Annotated in this window: 16 protein-coding genes; 10 read left to right on the forward strand and 6 right to left on the reverse strand. The window is 65.7% G+C overall.

Translation table 11 applies throughout. From position 1 onward, the window contains the following. Positions 1 to 187 precede the first annotated feature (187 nt). The 5 genes from ybgF to ACVWZM_RS25855 all read left to right on the forward strand — a co-directional run bounded on the left by ybgF (position 188) and on the right by ACVWZM_RS25855 (position 6,243). Positions 188 to 1,228: a tol-pal system protein YbgF gene (ybgF, locus tag ACVWZM_RS25835; protein ID WP_076828018.1), complete on the forward strand. Its 1,041-nt coding sequence runs from the start codon at positions 188 to 190 to the stop codon at positions 1,226 to 1,228. Positions 1,229 to 1,280: 52 nt separating this feature from the next. Beyond that, a complete protein-coding gene (tilS, locus tag ACVWZM_RS25840; protein WP_057018121.1) occupies positions 1,281 to 2,315 on the forward strand; it encodes a tRNA lysidine(34) synthetase TilS in 1,035 nt (344 codons plus the stop codon). 258 nt (positions 2,316 to 2,573) lie between these two features. Next, complete coding sequence (gene ftsH / locus ACVWZM_RS25845; protein WP_057018122.1) at positions 2,574 to 4,496, forward strand: ATP-dependent zinc metalloprotease FtsH; 1,923 nt, start codon at positions 2,574 to 2,576, stop codon at positions 4,494 to 4,496. A gap of 39 nt (positions 4,497 to 4,535) precedes the next feature. Next, positions 4,536 to 4,922: a DUF3052 domain-containing protein gene (locus ACVWZM_RS25850; RefSeq protein WP_244558820.1), complete on the forward strand. Its 387-nt coding sequence runs from the start codon at positions 4,536 to 4,538 to the stop codon at positions 4,920 to 4,922. A 121-nt stretch (positions 4,923 to 5,043) separates the two neighbouring features. After that, on the forward strand, positions 5,044 to 6,243 hold the full coding sequence (locus ACVWZM_RS25855) for an ABC transporter substrate-binding protein (protein WP_456855271.1): 1,200 nt from the start codon (positions 5,044 to 5,046) through the stop codon (positions 6,241 to 6,243). A 210-nt stretch (positions 6,244 to 6,453) separates the two neighbouring features. Here the strand turns inward: ACVWZM_RS25855 and ACVWZM_RS25860 are convergent, their stop codons facing one another. Beyond that, the gene (locus ACVWZM_RS25860) at positions 6,454 to 7,953 is read right to left on the reverse strand and encodes a hypothetical protein (protein ID WP_456855272.1); all 1,500 of its coding nucleotides are present in this window, start codon (positions 7,951 to 7,953) and stop codon (positions 6,454 to 6,456) included. 397 nt (positions 7,954 to 8,350) lie between these two features. Here ACVWZM_RS25860 and ACVWZM_RS25865 point away from each other — a divergent pair, with 397 nt between their 5' ends. After that, positions 8,351 to 9,025, forward strand: a complete 675-nt coding sequence (locus ACVWZM_RS25865; protein ID WP_026191806.1) for a TetR/AcrR family transcriptional regulator — start codon at positions 8,351 to 8,353, stop codon at positions 9,023 to 9,025. Between the two features lie 94 nt (positions 9,026 to 9,119). Further along, positions 9,120 to 9,548, forward strand: coding sequence for an OsmC family protein (locus tag ACVWZM_RS25870; protein WP_016841620.1), 429 nt, complete (start codon positions 9,120 to 9,122; stop codon positions 9,546 to 9,548). 77 nt (positions 9,549 to 9,625) lie between these two features. Here ACVWZM_RS25870 and pyk read toward each other — a convergent pair whose 3' ends face one another. Both pyk and ACVWZM_RS25880 read right to left on the reverse strand, forming a co-directional pair. Next, positions 9,626 to 11,062 (reverse strand): pyruvate kinase, encoded by a 1,437-nt coding sequence (gene pyk, locus ACVWZM_RS25875; protein WP_225162447.1) that lies wholly within the window; start codon positions 11,060 to 11,062, stop codon positions 9,626 to 9,628. Then, positions 11,059 to 11,667 (reverse strand): DUF1036 domain-containing protein, encoded by a 609-nt coding sequence (locus ACVWZM_RS25880; RefSeq protein WP_038377731.1) that lies wholly within the window; start codon positions 11,665 to 11,667, stop codon positions 11,059 to 11,061. Before ACVWZM_RS25880 ends, pyk begins: the two co-directional genes overlap by 4 nt. Before the next feature lie 196 nt (positions 11,668 to 11,863). On the opposite strand from ACVWZM_RS25880, the gene ACVWZM_RS25885 reads away from it, so the two are divergent. The 3 genes from ACVWZM_RS25885 to ACVWZM_RS25895 all read left to right on the forward strand — a co-directional run bounded on the left by ACVWZM_RS25885 (position 11,864) and on the right by ACVWZM_RS25895 (position 14,633). Then, entirely contained in the window at positions 11,864 to 12,166 is a 303-nt protein-coding gene (locus ACVWZM_RS25885) for a DUF1244 domain-containing protein (protein WP_050422684.1), read from the forward strand. Between the two features lie 271 nt (positions 12,167 to 12,437). Then, positions 12,438 to 12,710 (forward strand): DUF2312 domain-containing protein, encoded by a 273-nt coding sequence (locus ACVWZM_RS25890; RefSeq protein ID WP_016841616.1) that lies wholly within the window; start codon positions 12,438 to 12,440, stop codon positions 12,708 to 12,710. Positions 12,711 to 12,869: 159 nt separating this feature from the next. Next, complete coding sequence (locus ACVWZM_RS25895; RefSeq protein ID WP_076828030.1) at positions 12,870 to 14,633, forward strand: adenylate/guanylate cyclase domain-containing protein; 1,764 nt, start codon at positions 12,870 to 12,872, stop codon at positions 14,631 to 14,633. Positions 14,634 to 14,669: 36 nt separating this feature from the next. Here ACVWZM_RS25895 and ACVWZM_RS25900 read toward each other — a convergent pair whose 3' ends face one another. From ACVWZM_RS25900 to ACVWZM_RS25910, 3 genes are all read right to left on the reverse strand, one after another. Beyond that, positions 14,670 to 16,265: a DUF882 domain-containing protein gene (locus ACVWZM_RS25900; RefSeq protein ID WP_456855273.1), complete on the reverse strand. Its 1,596-nt coding sequence runs from the start codon at positions 16,263 to 16,265 to the stop codon at positions 14,670 to 14,672. Between the two features lie 265 nt (positions 16,266 to 16,530). Then, entirely contained in the window at positions 16,531 to 18,828 is a 2,298-nt protein-coding gene (locus ACVWZM_RS25905; protein ID WP_456855274.1) for a L,D-transpeptidase scaffold domain-containing protein, read from the reverse strand. Between the two features lie 308 nt (positions 18,829 to 19,136). Continuing rightward, the gene (locus tag ACVWZM_RS25910; RefSeq protein WP_456855275.1) at positions 19,137 to 20,627 is read right to left on the reverse strand and encodes a sigma-54-dependent transcriptional regulator; all 1,491 of its coding nucleotides are present in this window, start codon (positions 20,625 to 20,627) and stop codon (positions 19,137 to 19,139) included. Positions 20,628 to 20,727 lie beyond the last annotated feature (100 nt).

The raw sequence follows: 20,727 nt of genomic DNA on the forward strand, positions 1-20,727 counted from the left end.
GAAGGCCCGGCCCGCCGTCATCAAGATGAACGAAGCTGCGCGCAATTGGCCGCTTGCTTGTTCCAGCGTCCGTACTAAACCGGTATCCCGCGACGCTGTCCCGGATTTGAAGTGCCAGTCACAATTCCGGCGTACTCCGTCTTTCAATGTCGCTCGCTTTTCACGTCGATCTCGTCGTCAGGGCAAAATGTCATCCAGGATTCATTTTCTTTCCTCCGCCGCGGCGATCGCGGCGTTGCTCGCCGTTTCCGCGCCAGTGTTTGCCCAATCCGACGATTCCGATGCTGAAATGCGGATCGAGCGGCTCGAGAACCAGCTGCGGCAGCTGACCGGCCAGAACGAGGAACTGCAATACCGTAACCGCCAGCTCGAGGAGCGGCTGCGGCAGCTTGGCGGGCAACCGCCCGGCCCAGCTGGACAGGCTCCGGCGGGCCAACCCGTTGCGGCGGCGCCACCGGCGCAGCAACCGCAGGCCTACCCGCAAGCGCAGCCGGGCTACGCCCAGCCCCAGCAAGGCTACGGCCAGCCGCAGCAAGGATATGGCAGGCCGCCGCAGGGCGGCTATGACCAGCAGCAGCAGATCGCGGCGCCTGCGCCGATCGCGCAGGAGCCGGCGCCGGCGGCTTCCGGCCGCCGCGGCCGCGGCGATGCCTTCGATCCGAACCAGAACCCGAATGCCCCAGGGGCGCCGCGCGCACTTGGCGGCGGCGGGATGCCGATGCCCGGTGAGGCGGCGGTTGGTGCGCCCGGCGGCCGTGGGGCAGGCGAGCCGCTCAATCTCGGCAACACCAGCCCGCAGCGTGCGCCCGGCGCAAGCGCAGCCCTGACCACGCTGCCGCCGTCGGCGACGTCGAAGGACGAGTTCGACCTCGGCATCGGCTATATGCAGCGCAAGGACTATGCGCTCGCCGAAGAGACGATGAAGAACTTCGGCCAGAAGTATCCGAACGATCCCCTGGTGGCGGACTCGCAATACTGGCTCGGCGAAAGCTATTTCCAGCGCCAGCAATATCGCGATGCTGCGGAGACCTTCCTCGGCGTGACCACCAAGTTCGACAAGTCCGCGAAGGCGCCCGACGCCCTGCTGCGGCTCGGCCAGTCGCTGGCGGCGCTGAAGGAGAAGGAAGCGGCCTGCGCCGCGTTCGGCGAGATCACGCGGAAGTACCCGCGCGCGTCCGGCGGGGTCAAGGCTGCGGTTGATCGCGAGCAGAAGCGCGTGAAGTGCTAAACCAGATGCGGGAAGGCCGCTTCCGGCCTCTCCGCCAGCAGCTGGTTTTGCGATGCCCGACGATCAATCCGCCATCCCGGCAAGGGACGCCAAGCGCCTGTTCGCAGGCCTTGCGGGCGCGCCGGCGCTCCTGCTTGCGGTGTCCGGCGGTCCCGATTCAGTCGCGCTGATGTGGCTCGCCGCGCGCTGGCGCCGCGCGCTCGCGCAGGGACCGCGGCTGGTGGCGGTCACGGTCGATCACGGCCTGCGTCCTGAAGCGGCTCGCGAGGCGCGCGACGTCAAGCGGCTGGCGCGAAGTCTCGAGCTGCCGCATCACACGTTGCGTTGGACTGGACCAAAGCCTGGAACCGGCGTGCCGGCGGCCGCGCGCGCGGCCCGCTATCGACTGCTCGCGCAGGCCGCACGCAAGCATGGCGCCACGCATATTTTGACCGCGCACACCCGTGACGATCAGGCCGAGACGCTGTTGATGCGGATGCTGCGCGGCAGCGGCGTTGCGGGCCTCTCGGCAATGGCGCGCGAGACCGAGCGCGATGGCGTCTTGCTGACACGGCCGCTGCTCGACATCTCCAAGGCCCAGCTGATCGCGACGCTGCAGAAGGCGCGCATCGGCTTTGCCGACGATCCGACCAACCGCGATCGAACCTTCATGCGTCCGCGGCTGCGCGCGCTGATGCAGATGCTCGCGGCGGAGGGCGGCGACGCGCGGAACCTGGCGCGGCTTGCCGCGCGGATCGCGCGCGCCAACGCCGCCCTGGAGGTGCTGGTCGACGGCGCCGAGCACTATCTTGCGTTGAAGAGCGAGGATAACTCTGGCACGGGCTTCGATGCTGCACTGTTCGCAGTAATGCCCGAGGAAATTCGCGTCCGTCTGCTCAAGCGCGCCATCGACCGCGTCGGACATGAGGGCCCGGCCGAGCTCGGCAAGGTCGAAACCCTGCTCGCCGCGATGGACGAGGCCTTGGATGGGACTTTGGGAAAACGCGAATCCAGGCTGAAACAGACCCTTGCCGGAGCGGTCATCAGCATCGCTGCCGGCCGGATCAGGATCGGCCCGGCACCGCCCCGCCGGGCGCGCTCCCGCTGAGCCGGGTTCGATTGTTTCAATCGCTGTCATAATCGGGCAAAGAGGCTTAACCACCCCGGAAAAACACCGGATTCAGCGCCATTTTTTGACCGGGAATCGCGCTAGGATGCGGTAAATAGTCGTGCGTGGTTCCCTTGGCATCTACCCCAGCGGCACCTAAATTGTATGCCATCGACGGGATGGATTCCCTGGGGATTCCCACAGAGCCTGCCCAAGGATAGAGAGAGGCCGCGATCCGCGCGACCACGAAGGAAGACCATGAACGCCAATCTGCGGAATTTCGCCCTCTGGGTCATCATTGTCCTGCTGTTGCTGGCGTTGTTCACGCTTTTCCAGAATCCTGGCCAGCGCTCGTCGTCCTCGGACATCTCGTTCTCGCAGCTTCTCACTGAGGTCGATCAGGGCCATGTCCGCGACGTCGTGATCCAGGGGCCGGAGATTCACGGCACCTTCAACAACGGCACGAGCTTCCAGACCTACGCGCCGAGCGATCCGACGCTCGTGAAGCGCCTCTTTGACGCCAAGGTGCAGATCACCGCGAAGGCGCCCGGCGATAACGTGCCGTGGTTCGTCTCGCTGCTCGTCTCCTGGTTGCCGTTCATCGCGCTGATCGGCGTGTGGATCTTCCTGTCGCGGCAGATGCAGGGCGGCGCCGGCAAGGCGATGGGCTTTGGCAAGTCGCGCGCCAAGATGCTGACCGAGGCCCATGGCCGCGTCACCTTCGAGGACGTCGCTGGTGTCGACGAGGCCAAGCAGGATCTGCAGGAGATCGTCGAATTCCTCCGCGACCCCGGCAAATTCCAGCGGCTCGGCGGACGGATTCCGCGCGGCGTGTTGCTGGTCGGCCCTCCCGGCACCGGCAAGACGCTGATCGCGCGCGCGGTCGCGGGCGAAGCCAACGTGCCGTTCTTCACCATCTCCGGTTCTGACTTCGTCGAGATGTTCGTCGGCGTCGGCGCGAGCCGCGTCCGCGACATGTTCGAGCAGGCCAAGAAGAACGCGCCCTGCATCATCTTCATCGACGAAATCGACGCGGTCGGCCGTCATCGCGGCGCCGGCCTCGGCGGCGGCAACGACGAGCGCGAGCAGACGCTGAACCAGTTGCTGGTCGAGATGGACGGCTTCGAGGCCAATGAGGGCGTGATCCTGATCGCGGCGACCAACCGTCCCGACGTGCTCGATCCCGCGCTGCTGCGTCCCGGCCGCTTCGACCGCCAGGTCGTGGTGCCGAACCCGGACGTCGTCGGCCGCGAGCAGATCCTCAAGGTTCACGTCCGCAAGGTGCCGCTGGCGCCGGATATCAACCTCAAGACCATCGCGCGCGGCACCCCGGGCTTCTCGGGCGCCGACCTGATGAACCTCGTCAACGAGGCTGCGCTGACCGCCGCCCGCCGCAACAAGCGGATGGTGACGCAGGCCGAGTTCGAAGAGGCCAAGGACAAGGTGATGATGGGCGCCGAGCGCAAGTCGCTCGTGATGACCGAGGAAGAGAAGCTGCTGACGGCCTATCACGAGGGCGGCCACGCCATCGTTGGCCTCAACGTCGTCGCGACCGATCCGATCCACAAGGCGACCATCATTCCGCGCGGCCGTGCGCTGGGCATGGTGATGCAGCTGCCGGAGCGCGACAAGCTGTCGATGTCGCTCGAGCAGATGACTTCGCGCCTTGCCATCATGATGGGTGGCCGCGTCGCCGAAGAGTTGATCTTCGGCCGCGAGAAGGTGACCTCGGGCGCCGCCTCCGACATCGAGCAGGCGACCCGCCTTGCCCGCATGATGGTGACGCGCTGGGGCCTCTCGGAAGAGCTCGGCACCGTCTCCTACGGCGAGAACCAGGACGAGGTGTTCCTCGGCATGTCGGTCTCGCGCACGCAGAATGCGTCCGAGGCGACCGTCCAGAAAATCGACTCCGAGATCAGGCGTCTGGTCGAGGAAGGCTACAACGAGGCGACCAAGATCCTCACCGAGAAGCGCGAGGATCTCGAGGCGCTCGCCAAGGGCCTGCTCGAGTTCGAGACGCTGACCGGCGACGAGATCATCGACCTCTTGAAGGGCAAGAAGCCCAATCGCGAGTCGGTGCTGGAGCCGTCGACGCCGCGCGCATCCGCCGTGCCGCCGGCCGGCAAGCCGCGCCCGCGTCCCGATCCGGACACCGGCATGGAGCCGCAGCCGCAGGCGTAAGCCTCGCCCGCGATGGCCGGCACTTCCGGCAGACCAGTTGTGCAAAAGCTCGGCCTCAAGCCGGGCTTTTGTATTTTTGTCGACGGGTTGTCCGTTCCCTATGGCGACGTTGTCGGCGAGCTGCCCGCCGATGTGCTGGTAGCGAAGACCGCACGGGCACCGCTCGATGCCGTGCACCTGTTCGCCGCCAAGGCCGAGGGGCTTGCGGCCAGGCTGCGGCGTTACCGTCATGCGATCGCCCCTGACGGCATGATCTGGGTATCGTGGCCGAAGAAGAGTTCGGGTGTCGCGACCGACCTTACGGAGAAGGAGGTCCGCGCAACCGGGCTCGCGAACGGCTTGGTCGACGTCAAGGTCTGTGCGGTCGATAACGTCTGGTCGGGGCTGAAATTCGTGATCCCGGTCAGGGACCGCGGCAAGCGCTGAAATCGCGCCTTTCGAATATCCGTGGCCTCCGCTGCAACGCCGTGGCATCCTCCCGCCAAGCCGTCAAACGGCACAGCCGCGATGTCTGAAGGCGCGGCAAGAAAAAGGGAAGGGGAGGCCGATGCGCAAGGCATTCGGCGCGCTTGGCGCCATTTCGTTCCTGCTGCTGCCCACGTCTTCTCTCGCCGACGAGATGCGGGGCGTCACATCAACCGAAATCAGGATCGGCCAGACCATGCCCTATAGCGGGCCGGTGTCGGCGTTCGGCGCACTCGGCAAGGGCGAAGCCGGCTATTTCAGGATGCTGAACGAGCGCGGCGGCATCAATGGCCGCAAGATCAACTTCATCTCGCTGGACGATTCCTACGCGCCGCCGAAGACGGTGGAGCAGACGCGCCGCCTCGTCGAGAGCGACGAGGTCGCGCTGATCTTCTCCTCGATCGGCACCGCGCACAACACCGCGATCGCAAAGTACCTGCAGGGCAAGAACATCCCGCAGCTGTTCCTGGCCTCCGGCGCCTCGAAATTCGGCGACGTCACGCAATTCCCGCAGGCGACGATGGGCGTGCAGGCGCCGTTCCGCTACGAGGCACGGCTATATGCGCGCTATGCGCTGGCGAAGAATCCGAATGCAAGGTTCGCCGTCATCTCGCAGAACGACGACTACGGCCGCGACTATCTCGCCGGCCTCAAGGACGTGCTCGGCGAGAAGTATGAGTCTCTGGTCACGGTTGCGACCTATGAGATCACGGACCCGACGATCGACTCCCAGATCGTCAAGCTGAAGGCCACCAATGCCGACGTCTTCGTGATCGCGGCGACGCCGAAATTCGCGGCGCAGTCGATCCGCAAGGCCTTTGAGATCGGCTGGCGGCCGATGACTTTCCTGTCCAACACAGCGGTGTGGATCTCGACCGTGATGCAGCCTGCCGGCCTCGAGGCCGGCACCGGCATCATCTCCACGGCCTATGTGAAGGATCCGGACGACCCGGCATGGAGCGACGATCCCGGCATGAAGGGCTGGCGCGAGTTCATGACCAGATACGTGCCGGACGGCGACCAGCACGACACCAACTACGTCAACGCCTACAACAGCGCGATGGCGCTGGAGGCGGTGCTGAAGGCCTGCGGCGACGATCTCTCGACCGAGAACATCCTGCGTCAGGCATTCGCGATCAAGGGCCTGGAATTGCCGATGTTGCTGCCGGGCATCAAGGTCAACACCTCGCCGGCCGACCACGTGCCGGTCGATCAGATGCAACTGATGCGCTTCAACGGCAAGACCTGGGATCGCTTCGGCGAGCTTCAGACAGGGAATTGAGGGTGGGGCTGATCGCGCTTGAACTGTGAGCGCCGGGGATCAAACCCGTCATCCTGAGGAGCCGCGCAGCGGCGTCTCGAAGGATCGACGGCCCGACTGGTGGCCGATTCATCCTTCGAGGCTCGGCCAGCGGCGCAATTGCGCCGCAAGGCTCGCACCTCAGGATGACGGGCTCAGCAGTGCGCGATTCCAGGCAACGCAATAGCAAAGCTACTTCGAACCCGTGGCCGCCGCCGCGCCGGCCTTCGTCTCGTCCGAGCGCACATGGATCACGGCGATGTCGTCCTTGTACAGCCGCTTCCAGCCCTTCAGGTGATCCAGCGCGTTGCCGGCGGGCGAGTCCGAGCTCAGCAGCGTGGCATCGATCCGGTATTTGTCGAGCAGGCCCAGCAGCCGGCCGACGTCGCGGGCGTCGAGCGCATCGTAATAGTCGAGCACGAATTGCTCGCCATAGAGCTCGGCGCGGCCGTCGATGAACACCTTCATGTCGCGGCTGACCATGTAGCCGCCAAACGGCGCGGTGCTGAACACGCGCTGCGCCTTGTGCTGCTGCAGCACATCGACCGCGGCAACGGGCGAGAACATCGGCAGGAATTTGAACTGATGCTGCGCGACGAACATCGCCGTCGTCACCCACGCGCCGATCACCATCGCGATCACAGCCAGGATCGCGACGACGGGGAATGCGCGCGTTTCTCCGAAGCGGGCGGCGGTGGCGCCTGCCGTTCCCCATTGCTCGGCGATCGGCTTGGCGAGCACCAGCGGAGCGATGAACGCGAATACCTCGATGTTGCGGACATGGCTCAGCGCCATCCAGATCAGCCCGAGCAGCAGCAGGATCCGCGGCACCGACAGCGTCAGCCTGCGATAGCAGATCAGGCCGATCAGGCCGAGCAGCGTGGCTTCGAAGAAGCTGGGCTTGCTGAAATCCGCCGGCTTCCATTCCCCGATCAGCGTCAGCAATTTGCCGAGGCTGAGGATCTTGGTCGCGCCGAGCAGGCTGTTCCAGCCATAGGGCGTCAGGCAGCTCGCGGCCAGCGCGGCGAGGCCGAACAGGCCCCATCGCACGACAAGCTGGCGGCGGCGGCCGGGCTCCGCGTTCCACACCGCCTCCAGTCCGATCGGTCCGATCAGCGCCAGGCCGAGAACGAAGCCGCCATGCAGATTGGCCCACAGCGTCATCAGCGGCAGCAGCCACCATGACGGTGAGGCGCGGCGATCCGCGGCCACGAGCAGGCCGCCGATGAACGCCAGCAGCACCGGCAGCGCCAACACATGCGGCCGCGCCAAGAAGTGGATCGTCGACAACAGCAGCGCCAGCGCCGCGATCAGAAGCGCGCGCGCCGGATCGAAATACGGGCTCAACAGATGCAGGAAGATTGCGACCGTCGCGCCGATCGCCATCGACGACAGGATCACCGGCCCGGCCCAATCGCCGCCGTATACGAGCGCGTACACCACCTGCGGCAGCCACGAGCTCGAGATCCAGGGCTCGCCGAAACGGGTGAACGAGAACACGTCCGATGTCGGCATCGCGCCGTGTTCGAGGATCCACTGTCCGACCCGGATCTGCCACATCGTGTCGGAATCGCGCAGCAGGATTTCGCCGGCCGAGAGATAAAACAGATAGGCGCCCACGGCGGCGCACAGCGGCACCAGTCCTCGCGCCGCGCTACGGCTGCTCACGCTGCTGGTGATGGAGAGTGACATGCGCTTTCTTGCTTGTTTCGGCCGGGGGCATCCAGAGCCAACGCCACGCGTGATGCTGGCGCGCACTCGACCACGGCTTCCGATAAATTCGGGTAAATGCCGCGGCGATATCGCGAGTGTGTGCAAGATCAGATGTCTCGATTTCGAGCGATCACCTTAGCCGGCGATTTACCATCGCGGCCCTGAACCGGTCGGGGAGAGGCCCGAAGCACCGCCGGCTCAATCAGAGGTGGTACCAGAGGTTGCAAAAAAATCCTTACAATTCCAGCTTGTCAACCAGTCTGAATAGTTGTTCACTTCTTCAGGCGATTGCGGGATCAATCGCTCAAAACGTTGAAGACTCGTGTGTTCTGCCGGTGGGCGCCGGCCGGGGCGCACGGCGGGGGGACGGAATGCCATGGTTTACCGGCGAACTCATCAGGTCGTGAAACGGCTGGCCGCGCGGCGCAGCGCCATCCTGTCGGCTGCGCGGGACGCGGCGGCGGCGGGCGGCATGGCGGCGGTCCAGATCGCACCCGTCGCGGTGCGGGCCAATGTCGCGGCGGGAACAGTCTACCGCTATTTCCCGTCGAAGGCCGAGCTGATCTCGGAATTGATCACGGAAGTCTCGCGCGACGAGCTCACGGCGATTCGGCGTGCCGCCGATGCTGCGCCGGGGCCGTCATCGGCGCTTGCCGCCGCGGTGACGACGATCGCGGTCCACGTGCTGTCGCAGCGCAAGCTCGCCTGGGGCATTTTGGCCGAGCCGGTCGACGTCGACGTCACCGCCTCGCGCCTCGCCAGCCGCCGCGATATTTCCGGCGAGCTTGCCATGCGCATCGATGCCGCGGTGCGCGCCGGGCACCTGCCGGCGCAGGACACGGCGCTGGCCGCCACCGCCTTGCTCGGCGCGCTGCACGAAGCGCTGGTCGGCCCGCTGGCGCCGGCCAATCTCGACGATCCGATCAAGCTGCGTGACGCGGTGCAGACCGTGACGCTGCTAGCGCTGCGCGCGGTCGGCGTGATGGACGCACGCGCGCGTGGCCTCGTGGTGCAGGCGACGACTCCGGCGAAGGCGCTGGTCGGCGCCTGAGTCCAGGATGAGGCCAACGCGCGCGAAGAACACTTCTGTCGCATTGGCGTTGTAGTTTTGCGGGCTGGGTTCAACCAACCTCACGGAGCAACCCATGACGACAACCCATGGCTCGGCCAAATGGCAGGGCGGCATCAAGGACGGCAAGGGCGCGATCTCGACCAAGAGCGGCGCGCTCTCGGATTACCCCTACGGCTTCGCCAGCCGTTTCGAGGGCAAACCGGGTTCGAACCCGGAGGAGCTGATCGGCGCTGCGCACGCCGCCTGCTTCACGATGGCGCTGTCGCTGATCCTGGGCGAAGCCAAGCTCACGGCGGAGCATATGGAGACCAAGGCCGATGTGACCCTGGAGAAGGTTGCCGACGGCTTCGCCATCACCGCGGTGCATCTGACGCTGTCGGCGAAGATCCCGGGCGCCGACAACGCGACGTTCCAGGAACTGGCCGGCAAGGCGAAGGCCGGATGTCCGGTGTCGAAGCTGCTCAACACCAAGATCACGCTCGACGCGTCATTGCAGGGCTGATCGCGGCGCGGCGGGTTAGAGCGTTTTCGAGCGAAATAGGCACCGGTACGCGTGAAGAAAACGCGCCAAACAGGAATCTAGAGCTGCGCGTCGCCCTTCGGGCCGACCGAGGCGATACGCAGCATGTTGGTGGTGCCGGGCGCGCGGAGCGGCACGCCGGCGACGATGATGACGCGCTGGCCGGCCTTGGCAAAACCGTCGCGGAACGCAATCGAGCCGGCGCGGTCGACCATGTCGTCGAGATCGTGGGCGTCCTCGGCGACCACGCAATGGACGCCCCACACCACCGACAGCTTGCGGCCGGTGACGAGGTTCGGCGTGATCGCGACCACCGGCACCTTAGGCCGCTCGCGCGCCACCCGGATCGCGGTCGAGCCTGATGACGTCCAGCAGATGATCGCCGACAGGTCGAGCGTCTCGGCGATCTGCCGCGCGGCGTCGGCAATGGCGTCACCCACCGTCGCTTCGGGATCGACGCGCTGCGCGTTGATCACGTTGCGATAGGTCGGGTCGCGCTCGACCTCCTCGCCAATGCGGTTCATGGTGGAGACTGCCTCCACCGGGAATTTGCCGGCGGCGGATTCCGCCGACAGCATGATGGCGTCGGCGCCTTCGTAGACGGCGGTGGCGACGTCGGAGACTTCGGCGCGCGTCGGCACCGGCGCCTGGATCATCGATTCCAGCATCTGGGTTGCGACCACCACCGGCCTGCCGGCGCGGCGCGCCATCCGGATCATCTGCTTCTGCAGGCTCGGTACCCGTTCCAGCGGCAGTTCGACGCCGAGATCGCCGCGCGCCACCATCAGCGCGTCCGACGCTTCGATGATGTCGGCAAGGCGGTCGATCGCCTGCGGCTTCTCGATCTTGGCCATCACGGCGGCGCGGCCGCGGATCATCTTCTTGGCCTCGATCACGTCCTCGGCGCGCTGCACGAAGGACAGCGCGACCCAGTCGATCCCCTCCGGCAGCGCGGCTTCCAGGTCGGCGCGGTCCTTTGCGGTCATCGCCGACACCGGCAGATCGGTATCGGGCAGGCTGACGCCCTTGCGGTCCGACATCTTGCCGCCGATCACGACGCGCGTGACCGCGCGCTCGGGCGAGGTTTCCTCGGCGATCAGCCGCACCTTGCCGTCGTCGAGCAACAGCGCATGGCCCGGGCGGAGCGCCGCGAGGATCTCCGGATGCGGAAGCTGGACGCGGCTGTTGTCGCCCGGCGTCTTGTCGGAATCCAGAATGAAGCTCTGGCCGTTCTTGAGCTGGGTCGAGCCTTCCGCGAACGAGCCAAGCCGCAGCTTCGGCCCTTGCAGGTCGACCAGGATGCCGATCGGCCGGCCGTAGCTCGATTCGACATTGCGGATGGTCTTGACCAGCTCCCGCATCTTGTCATGCGGGGTATGGCTCATGTTGATGCGGAAGACGTCGGCGCCCGCCTCGAACAGCTTGCGGATCATCGCGCTGTCTGAGGAGGCCGGGCCGAGCGTTGCGAGGATCTTGATTCGACGCAGTCGTCTCATGGTTTGTTTCCGGGTGGTGCGGCTGGCGGCAGACCAGACGCGCCCGGCGGCGCTGCGCCCGGCGGCGGGTTGGGCAGGCCCGGCATCGCCCCGGGACTTCCTGGACCCACGCCGCCCGGCATTCCCGGTACTTTCTGCGGCTGTTGTTCGTTGGCTTCGGTCAGCTGGACGGTCCATGCACGCTGCTCGCCGGTGTCGACCTCGAAGAAGCCGGTGCGGTCGAACCCGCGCGCCAGGCAATTTTCGGTGCCCTTGATGGTGAATTCCTTGTCGCGCGAGCACATGAAGGCCTGGCCGGACCATTCGCCGCCGCGATCATAGTCGAGAGCGTAGATGTAGTAATAGCGCGCCACAAGGTTGCCGCGCAGCAAGGTCTCGCAGGTGCGCGACGACACGTTCCACCAGCCCTCGGTGGTCCAGCCCTCGGCGTCCTTGTAGCCGAGCGCGATGCCGACGCGGCTCGAGGTGTTGTTGCAGAGCCGGAAATCGGCCGCCGCCGGGCTCGTCCACAGGCAGGCCGCGACCAGCGCCAGCACCGGCAGGAGGCCGGCCAACGTCAGACGGATATTGCGGGGAGCTGAGGCGAGGGAATCTGTTGGGCTCATGCAGCGAAGCTATATCAAATCATGGACGATTTCGCGTGCCCGGCCGGCACTGTCAACGGGCGGGCGCCCGTCTGCGACGCTGTCGGACCATGGCCGGGGTGGCCGGACCGGTCCGTTTTGCGCGCCGATATGGCAAAATCTGTGACAATTCCCACCTGATATCAATATGGTGAGCGCGACACACGGGATCACGATCATGAGCATTGACGACAAAACCAGAACGGAACTCGAGGCCGCGGTCTTCCGGCGTCTCGTCAGTCACCTGCGCAACCGCACCGATGTGCAAAACATCGACCTGATGAACCTCGCCGGCTTCTGCCGCAACTGCCTGTCCAACTGGATGAAGGAAGAGGCCGACGCCAAGGGCCTTGCCGTGAGCAAGGACGAGAGCCGTGAGGCGGTCTACGGCATGCCGTATGAGGAATGGAAGGCGAAGTATCAGGGCAGCGCAACGCCGGAGCAACTCGCGGCGATGAAGAAAGCCCAAAGCGGGCATTAAGCCGAGCAACGTCATTCCGGGATGGTGCGTTAGCACCAGACCTCAGATGCGCAATTGCGCATCGGGGAATCTCGAGATTCCGGGTTCGATGCTGCCGCATCGCCCCCGAATGACGTTTATACCTGAAAGACCAGCATCTCCTGTGGGCGCGCTGTGGATGAGCGCGATGTTTCCTTGACGGAACGCGCGCCAAAATCGAGGGTCGCCCGCAGCAAGCGGTGCGCAAGGCGCGTATTCGCGTAACATTTCAATACCTGTTCAGGAGTGCGCGATGGCCACCACGTCTGCCGCCGTCAAGGAAGAGCCCGCAACGCGATTTGCCAAGGACCAGCTCAAGTCCATCATCGAGCGCATCGAGCGGCTGGAAGAAGAGAAGAAGACGATCTCGGACGACATTCGCGACGTCTATGCCGAAAGCAAGGGCAACGGCTTCGACGTCAAGGCGCTGCGCGCCATCATCCGTCTGCGCAAGCAGGATCCGAACGAGCGCCAGGAGCAGGAGACCATCCTGGAGACCTACATGCAGGCTTTGGGGATGCTCTGAGGCGGCCAGCGGCCACCCCTGCCGGGCGTTGCCAAGGGCGCCCCCCAAAGGCTCTCCCTGAGGCTCAGGTCAAAGCTGCTGGAAGGCCTCCTGTCGAGGCTTGGGTGAAATCCCGGGATTTGCTACACTGGCGGCGAGGTAACCGGGCAGATCGTTCAGATGGACGTGCCAGGACCAGAGCGTCGGCTCGCTGCGGTCCTCGCCGCCGACATGGTCGGCTATAGCCGCCTGATGGAGGCTGACGAGACGGGCACCCTTGCGCGCCTCAAAACCCATCGCATCGAACTGATCGATCCGGCCATCGCCAAGAATCGCGGCCGCATCATCAAGACCACCGGCGACGGCCTGCTGGTCGAATTTCATAGCGTCGTCGATGCGGTGCTGTGCGCGGCCGAGGTCCAGAGCCGGATGGCCAAGCGCAACGCCGACGTCGCGCCGGCGCGCTGGATGCAGTTTCGCATCGGCATCAATCTTGGCGACGTGATCGTTGACGGCGCCGATATCTTCGGCGACGGCGTCAACGTCGCGTCCCGCCTGGAGACGCTGGCCGAGCCCGGCGGCATCTGCATTTCCGGCGCGGTGCGCGATCAGGTCGGCGATCGGCTGGAAGATCTGAGCTTCGAGGATCTCGGCGACCAGACCGTCAAGAACATCGCGCGCCCGATCCGGGTTTTTCGCGTTCATCTCGAATCCGGTGCCAGGCCCGTTCCGGAGCACCCGAGTGCGGTGGCCGCCCCTGTCGTCGCCAAGAAGCCTTCCATCGCCGTGCTGCCGCTCGTCAACATGAGCGGCGATCCCGAGCAGGAATTCTTCGCCGACGGGCTCACCGAGGACATCATCACCGAGCTGTCGCGCTTCCACGATCTGCTGGTGATCTCGCGCAACTCGAGCTTCGTGTACAAGGGCAAGGCCGTGAAGGTGCAGGACGTCGCGAAGGAATTCGCCGTCGACTATGTGCTGGAAGGCAGCGTGCGGAAGGCGGGCGGCCGGATCCGCGTCACCGTGCAGCTGATCGACGCCGTGGCCGACCGGCACGTTTGGGCCGAACGCTACGACCGCGAGCTTGCCGACATCTTCGCGATCCAGGACGAGATGACGCGCGCGATCGTGGCGACCTTGCCGGGGCGCGTCGAGGCTGCCGCGCATGACCGCGTCAAGCGCAAGCCGACCGACAACATGGCGGCCTATGAATGCGTGCTTGCCGCCAAGGTGCTGCATCATCGCTCGGCACGGGACGACAACGCGGAGGCGCAACGCTTGCTCGAGCGGGCCATCGTGCTTGACCCAAACTATGCCCATGCCCACGCCTGGCGGGCCTGCGTGCTCGGCCAGACCTGGGTCTACAACTGGTGCACCGACCGCGACGCGACAATGGCGCAGGTCGCCGCAGAGCTCGAGATCGCGCTCAAGCTCGACGACAATGACAGTGACGTGCACCGGATCCTCGCCGCGCTGAACCTTAACCGCGACGACCACGACAAGGCGGCCTTCCACCAGGAGCGCGCGCTCGCGCTGAACCCGAACTACGACCTCGTCGTCGTGCAGCAGGGCGAGCTCCTGACCTGGCTCGGGCGGCCCGAGGAGGGCATCGACTGGATCAAGCGGGCGATGCGCCTCAATCCGTTCCATCCGGAGCGCTTCTGGAGTCATCTCGGCCGGGCCTGCTATTGCGCCGAGAAATACGCCGACGCCGTCGAGGCGTTCTCGCGCATCACGCGCCCCGACCACACCCATCATGCCTTCCTCGCGGCGACCTTCGCGCAGATGGGCAACACGGTGGCGGCCTCTGCCCACGCCGCCGAGGTGCTGAAGCGCGAACCGACCTTCTCGGTTGCCGCGCATCTGACAACCCAGCGCTACAAGTATGAGCCCGATCGGGCACGCTACGAGGCCGGCCTGCTCAAGGCAGGGCTGCCGGCCTGAAGGGGCGGAAAGCTATCTTGTCGGCAGAAGCGCGGCTCAGCGCAGCGAGGCGGTGCGGAGCACGAAGGACTGGGTCGTCAGGAGGGCGGTCGCCGAGCCCGAGAAGCGGTCGCAGGTCATGCCCATCATCGGATCTTCCGAGAAGGTCATGACGACGGCGGCCTGCGGCTTCACGAAATGAGCCCGCATCATGGTCATGTCGGTGTCGCCAAGCACCGTGGTCAGCATGGCATTGCTCGCGCTCGGCGCCAGCATCACCACGCGCATCCAGATATCGTTGCCCTTGGCAGCCGAGATCCGCGCGGAGGTGGTGATCACGCCCTGGCTCGGTGCGCCCTTGGCAACGACGGTGTTGATTTCGGTGCTAGGAACCGCGGCATTGCGCGTCGGGCGCACGTTGCGCGGGATCGGCGCGGTCGCTGCGACGATGTTTGCGCGATCGACCGGTGACGCCGCAGGCGCATAGGCCAGCGCCTTGTTGAAGTTTTCGGTTGTCGTGCTGGCAGTGGTCTGCGGATCGGTACCGCCGACCGCCTCGCGGGCCTTCAGCGCGGCTATCTGCGCCGCCGACGCCTGCTTCGGCGCCTCACCCTCGTCACCCCAGAAGCCGCGGGCATTGATGATGTCGGCAGGCGATTGCGGCGCGGTGTTCTCGGCCACCTGCACCATTTGCACCGCGGGCTTCGCCTTCGGCATCGGAACGAGCTGGGCGTCGGCGGCGGCGAGCTGGATGGCGGCGGCGAACTGCGGCTTGGCGCGCGGCAGCGGAACCGGATCGGCGGCTTTGGCGGGCGCGGCGGCGGCCACCACGGTGTTGGCGGCGGGCTTGTCGTTCACGCTGGCCGCGCCTTCGTCTTCATCGTCACTCGACTTGCCGCCACCGAACAGCTTCGCGAACAGGCTCGGCTTGCCGATGGTCGCGGCATCGTCACCATTGCCGCGGCGCTCGATATCGGCCTTGGCAAGCTCATAGCCCTTGAGCGGCGTGCCGTCGGTCGGGACATGGACGGTGCGGCCGTCGGGGAACACCCTGACCAGCTGATCGCGGGTCATGCGCGGCCAGTGGCGGATGCTGCCGGTGTCGAGATGGACGAACGGCGAGCCCGAGGTCGGATAGAAGCCGACGCCGCCGCGCTGCAGGCGGAGGCCGGCGTAGCGGATCTGCTCCAGCGGCACGCCCGGGATGAAGAAGTCCATCGCATGCCCCAGCATGTGCTGGCTGTGGCGCGCAACGCCCGAGGAGCGGCGGCGGAGCATGGCGTTGGTGGCAGGGGCGCGATAGGCGGAGATGATCTGGATCGGCTGCTTGCCGCCGACGTCGTTATAGACGTCCCACAGGATGTCGAAGAGGTGACGGTCCATCACCGTTTCATCCTGGGAACGCCAGTCGCGCAGGAAGTGGTTGAGCTGCTTCAGCGCGCCTTCGTCGTAGCGGCCCTCGCGCTTGAAGGTGACGGTGAGGTCTTCGCCGGAATGGGTGTGGTGGAAGGAGAGGGTGCGGGTCTGGTTCAGCGCGGTGGCATCGTGCACCGATCCTGCGCCCGCCAACAGCAATAGCGCAGTCAGGCCGACTTGGTATCCGGCCTTAGGCAACGACAGCGGATTGCAGCGGCGTGCGAAGACAGCCAGCACTATGAGCCCACCCAGTCGACGAGCGTTCGGTCGGCATCTTTCGCAGACCCCCTGCGGAAGACGGTGAACGCTTTCTTAAAGCGGGAGGGTTAACCGAGGTTTACCGACCCGCCCCCAAGTTAGGCTTAACTAACTGGGCGACTGTGGCAAAAGATAGCCCTGCTCCCCGGCCGAGACCCGAAATGGTTAACGTAAACGGTCTCGCCTTTTGAGCGAGATCGTTGATTTTGCTTCAAAATTTATCCCAATCGGGCGGCAATGCAGATTAGCGGGTGATCACCCGGCGCTGCTGCTGGGCCTGCCCGCGACGGATCGGCTGCGGCTCCGGCTGTCCGAATCCTCCGAACAGGCGCTCGAAGAAGTTTGGTCCGGAGGAGCCAAAGCCGTTGTCGCCGGCGACATTGACGCCGGCGGGCAGGCTGCTGCTCGGCGGACGCGAGTAGCTCGGCTGGGCGTGCGCCACCACCGTCTCGAGATCCTTGCCGCGGCCGTTCCTGAGCAGCGACAGCATGGCGGCGTCGCGGCCGTAAACGTCCCTGCGCAATTGCAGCTTGCCGGCATCGTCCACGAACGCGGTCTGGTAGGTGATGTTCACCGGGATCGGCGTCGGGAATTTCAGGTCGACCTCGCTCGAACCGTACATGCTGCGGATCCGCTCCGGCGTGTAGTGCTGGTTCGGCTCGGTAATGTTGAGCAGGACGGCGGCGTACTGATCGGGATTCTGCACGCGCATGCAGCCGTGGCTGAAAGCGCGCTCGTCCTTCGCGAACAGGTACTTGTCCGGCGTGTCGTGCTGATAGACCAGGAACTTGTTCGGGAAGTTGAAGCGAATGCGGCCGAGCGCGTTGGCTTCACCCGGCGGCTGCGAAATGTGGATCGAGCCGTCGCGGTTGCGCTCGAGCCTGAGGCCCATGCGCTGCAGCACCGTCGGATCCTGCTGCAGGGCCGGCAGATATTCGTTGTAGATGATCGACGGCGGCACGTTCCAGGTCGGATTGACCGTGATGTACTTCATCGTCTCGGTCAGAAGCGGCGTGGCATGCTGGCCGGGCTTCCCGGTGACGACGCGGGTGGTCCAGACCGGCGCGCCGTTCTGCATCACCTTCAGCGTGTAGTCCGGGATGTTGAGGATCACATAGGCATTGCCGACACTGGCGGCGCCGAGCTGGCGCGGCAGCCAGCGCCAGCGCTCCATGTTGACGATCACGGTGTCGACCTGCCGGTCGCGCTTCGGATTGTTCAGCGCCTTGACCGTGCGCTCGTCGAGAACGCCGGTCGGCTTGAGGTCGACGCTGCTCTGGAATTTCTCCACCGCCCGCGCGACCGTCGCGTCATACTTGGTGCTGTCGGCATCCTCGGTGATGCCGAGCTTGTTGCGCAGGTCCGGCACGCGCGGATCGTCCATCTCGACCGCGGCCTGCTTCTTGCGCGCCGGCAAATATTTCAGCGTCGGACCGTCCGCGATCGTGATGACCGGACCGTCGCCCTGGCCGCGCAACTCGGCGAGCTTCTTCTTCAGCTCCTTGTAGAGCTTCTGCGGCGGGTTGTAGCCGTCGAGCGCGGCGGAGGCGTCCTTGGCGGAGGTCACATTGGCGAACACTTCCGCCGGATCGATCGGGTGCTCCGGATAGAGAATGTCCGCCGACACCTGCGACCAGTGCATGCGGCCGCTCTGGGCCTGGCGGGCGTAGTCCAGCATGCTGGCGGCGAGCTTCAGCTCGGCGTCGGCCAGCGCGTCCGGCGAGGTCGCCGCGGCGAAATCCGGCACCGGATAGTCTGATGCATCGAGGCCGTCGGCGGCCGCGTCCTTCAGGCGGGCGATGACGCCCTTGCCGGCGTCGGTCAGCTTGCCGGCCTTGGTGAACACCGGCGCGTATTCGCGAGCCGAATAGAACTTCTCGGCCGCTGCGCGCTCGTTCTTGCGGTCAAAGCTACGCAGCGACTTGCTGGCGAGCAGTTCGCGCAGCTTGTCGGCAACCGGCTGATCCTCGGCAGCAACGTTGCTTGCCGCCTTCGCCGGTTCGCCCGCCGGCGCTGCGGCGGTCGCGGGAGCAGGAGCTGTGGTCGGCGCCGCTGCCGTTGCAGGCGCGGGGCTTGCGGCAGGCGCGGTGGCCGTTGCAGGGGCGGGGGTGGCCGCCGCCGGCGCGACGGCGGTATCGGTCTTTGGCGCGTCGGCGGGCTTCGTCGCCGGCGCGGTTACGGCATCGGCGGGCTTCGGCTCGACGGCCTTTGCAGTCGCGCTCGGCTCTGCCGGCTTGGCGTCGACCGGCTTTGTCTCAGCAGGCTTGGCTTCGGTGGCGTGCACATCCGCTGGCTTCACGTCGGCCGGCTTGGCTGCATCGGGCAGCGCGGCGGTGGTGTCGGCCTTGAAATCGCTTGCGGTGGGGGGCGGCACGTTGGCCGGTTCGGGGCGCGGGATCGCCGCGTCGATCGCGAGTTCCGAAGCGCTGGAGTGCGGCGTGTCCTGCGCGAGGGCCGAGGTCGCGGACACCGTGAGGAAGGTTGCCGCGACGGCCATCAATACGCGGTCAAATCCTCTACGGTTGTTCGAACAGTCACGCATCGTCACACCCCCTGGGTGAAACTGCCCCTCATCAAGTTGGAACAGTTCAAATCAGAATTTGGTTTCATAGCTTGCGCGAAAGCGCCGGCCTCTCGATCGACTCGCACGCCTGCACACAACGAACGCAGACGATACCTTTGCCCCTCTCATGCAGCCAGCGCCATGCGGGGCAACTCACGACAAACTGACCTCGAAGCAGCTGATTTCGCTCCGGGCTGTGCGTTTTTGCCACGCGGCACAGCCTTTGTCTGTCACCGCCACGACACGGTTCAAAGGGTTCCCTGGTGCGGCCCTGTCGGCCTCGAGGGCTAAGTAGCGTCGTTTGCGCGCGCGCCGGCCGCGGCTTCGTCGAGCTTGCGGTAGAGTGTCGAGCGGCCGATCTTGAGGCGGCGCGCGACCTCCGACATCTGTCCGCGATAATGCGAAATCGCGAAGCGGATGATCTCGTTCTCGAGATCTTCCAGGGGGCGCACCTCGCCCGCGGCACTGAGCATGGAAAGGCCGCCGGCGGTGGGCAGGGAGGTGGCAACCGGTATTTCATTACCGGAAATCATGGCGGGGGCCGTGGAAGGCGACACCACCAGCGGCTCGCCCTGCAGCGATTTGCCATCCGGCGCCGGATGCGCCGTTCCTTGCGGGAAATCGGCGAGCCCGAGCTGGTCGCCGTCGCTCATCACCACGGCGCGATACACGGTGTTCTCGAGCTGGCGGATGTTGCCCGGCCAGTCGAGCTGCGAGAGGTGAGCCATCGCCTCGCCGCTGATGCCGGTGATGTTGCGGTTCTCCTCGGCGCAGAACCGCGCCAGGAAATGCCGCAGCAGATGCGGGATGTCTTCGCGCCGCTGCCGCAGCGCCGGAATGGTCAGCGGCAGCACGTGCAGGCGATAGAACAGGTCCTCGCGGAACTGGCCGCCTTTCACGAGATCGAGCAGCTTGCGGTTGGTCGCCGAGATGATGCGAACATCGACCTTGACCGGCTTGCGGCCGCCGACCGCCTCGACGGTGCCTTCCTGCAGCGCGCGCAGCAATTTCACCTGCGTGGCCAGCGGCAATTCGCCGACCTCGTCGAGGAACAGCGTGCCGCCATGCGCTTCGACGAACTTGCCCTGATGGCGCTCGGTGGCGCCGGTGAAGGCGCCCTTCTCGTGGCCGAACAGGATCGATTCGACGAGATTGTCCGGGATCGCGCCGCAATTCACCGCAACGAACGGCCTGGCCTTGCGCTCGCTGCTGCCGTGAATGGCGCGCGCGAACAGTTCCTTGCCGACGCCGGATTCGCCCTCGATCAGCACCGGGATCGTCGAGGACGCGGCCTTTTGCGCGGTGCGCAGCACCCCGGCCATCGCCTCGCTGCGGGTGATGATGTCGGAGAAGGTCAGCCGGCCCTCGCGGCTGTGACGGATCCGCTGCAATTCGCCCTTCAGCGCCGAGGCGTTGAGGGCGTTGCGCAGGGAAACCTGCAGCCGCTCGAAGCCGACCGGCTTGACGACGAAATCCTGGGCACCGGCGCGCATCGCCGACACGACATTGTCGATGCCGCCATGCGCGGTCTGCACGATGACCGGGACGGTCAAACCAGCTTCACGAATTTTTGCGAGGACTCCAAGACCGTCGAGGCCCGGCATCACGAGGTCGAGCACGACGGCGTCAATCGCCTGCGTCTCGGATGCGGTCAGGGCCGCGATCGCCGCGTCGCCACTGTCCACGACGAGGGGCTCATAGCCGCACTTCTGCACCATGTTTTCAACCAAACGGCGCTGTACTGCGTCGTCATCGGCGATCAAAATGGTGGCAGCCATGGTTTTCCCCGCACGCTACGTTTATTTGTCTCGAATCGGGGCAATGTCGCCGATGCCGATTAACGCACTCTTAAATGTTGCAAACCCGCATTCATTCCGC

The sequence above is a fragment of the Bradyrhizobium sp. USDA 4501 genome, assembly GCF_054062115.1.

Bases quoted from the DNA above. Each gene is read 5' to 3' on its own strand.
- ACVWZM_RS25895 (WP_076828030.1), top strand. From the start codon at position 12,870: ATGGACGTGCCAGGACCAGAGCGTCGGCTCGCTGCGGTCCTCGCCGCC.
- ACVWZM_RS25905 (WP_456855274.1), bottom strand. From the start codon at position 18,828: ATGCGTGACTGTTCGAACAACCGTAGAGGATTTGACCGCGTATTGATG.
- ACVWZM_RS25860 (WP_456855272.1), bottom strand. From the start codon at position 7,953: ATGTCACTCTCCATCACCAGCAGCGTGAGCAGCCGTAGCGCGGCGCGA.
- pyk (WP_225162447.1), bottom strand. From the start codon at position 11,062: ATGAGACGACTGCGTCGAATCAAGATCCTCGCAACGCTCGGCCCGGCC.
- ACVWZM_RS25880 (WP_038377731.1), bottom strand. From the start codon at position 11,667: ATGAGCCCAACAGATTCCCTCGCCTCAGCTCCCCGCAATATCCGTCTG.
- ftsH (WP_057018122.1), top strand. From the start codon at position 2,574: ATGAACGCCAATCTGCGGAATTTCGCCCTCTGGGTCATCATTGTCCTG.
- ybgF (WP_076828018.1), top strand. From the start codon at position 188: ATGTCATCCAGGATTCATTTTCTTTCCTCCGCCGCGGCGATCGCGGCG.
- ACVWZM_RS25865 (WP_026191806.1), top strand. From the start codon at position 8,351: ATGGTTTACCGGCGAACTCATCAGGTCGTGAAACGGCTGGCCGCGCGG.
- ACVWZM_RS25870 (WP_016841620.1), top strand. From the start codon at position 9,120: ATGACGACAACCCATGGCTCGGCCAAATGGCAGGGCGGCATCAAGGAC.
- tilS (WP_057018121.1), top strand. From the start codon at position 1,281: ATGCCCGACGATCAATCCGCCATCCCGGCAAGGGACGCCAAGCGCCTG.
- ACVWZM_RS25890 (WP_016841616.1), top strand. From the start codon at position 12,438: ATGGCCACCACGTCTGCCGCCGTCAAGGAAGAGCCCGCAACGCGATTT.
- ACVWZM_RS25910 (WP_456855275.1), bottom strand. From the start codon at position 20,627: ATGGCTGCCACCATTTTGATCGCCGATGACGACGCAGTACAGCGCCGT.
- ACVWZM_RS25855 (WP_456855271.1), top strand. From the start codon at position 5,044: ATGCGCAAGGCATTCGGCGCGCTTGGCGCCATTTCGTTCCTGCTGCTG.
- ACVWZM_RS25885 (WP_050422684.1), top strand. From the start codon at position 11,864: ATGAGCATTGACGACAAAACCAGAACGGAACTCGAGGCCGCGGTCTTC.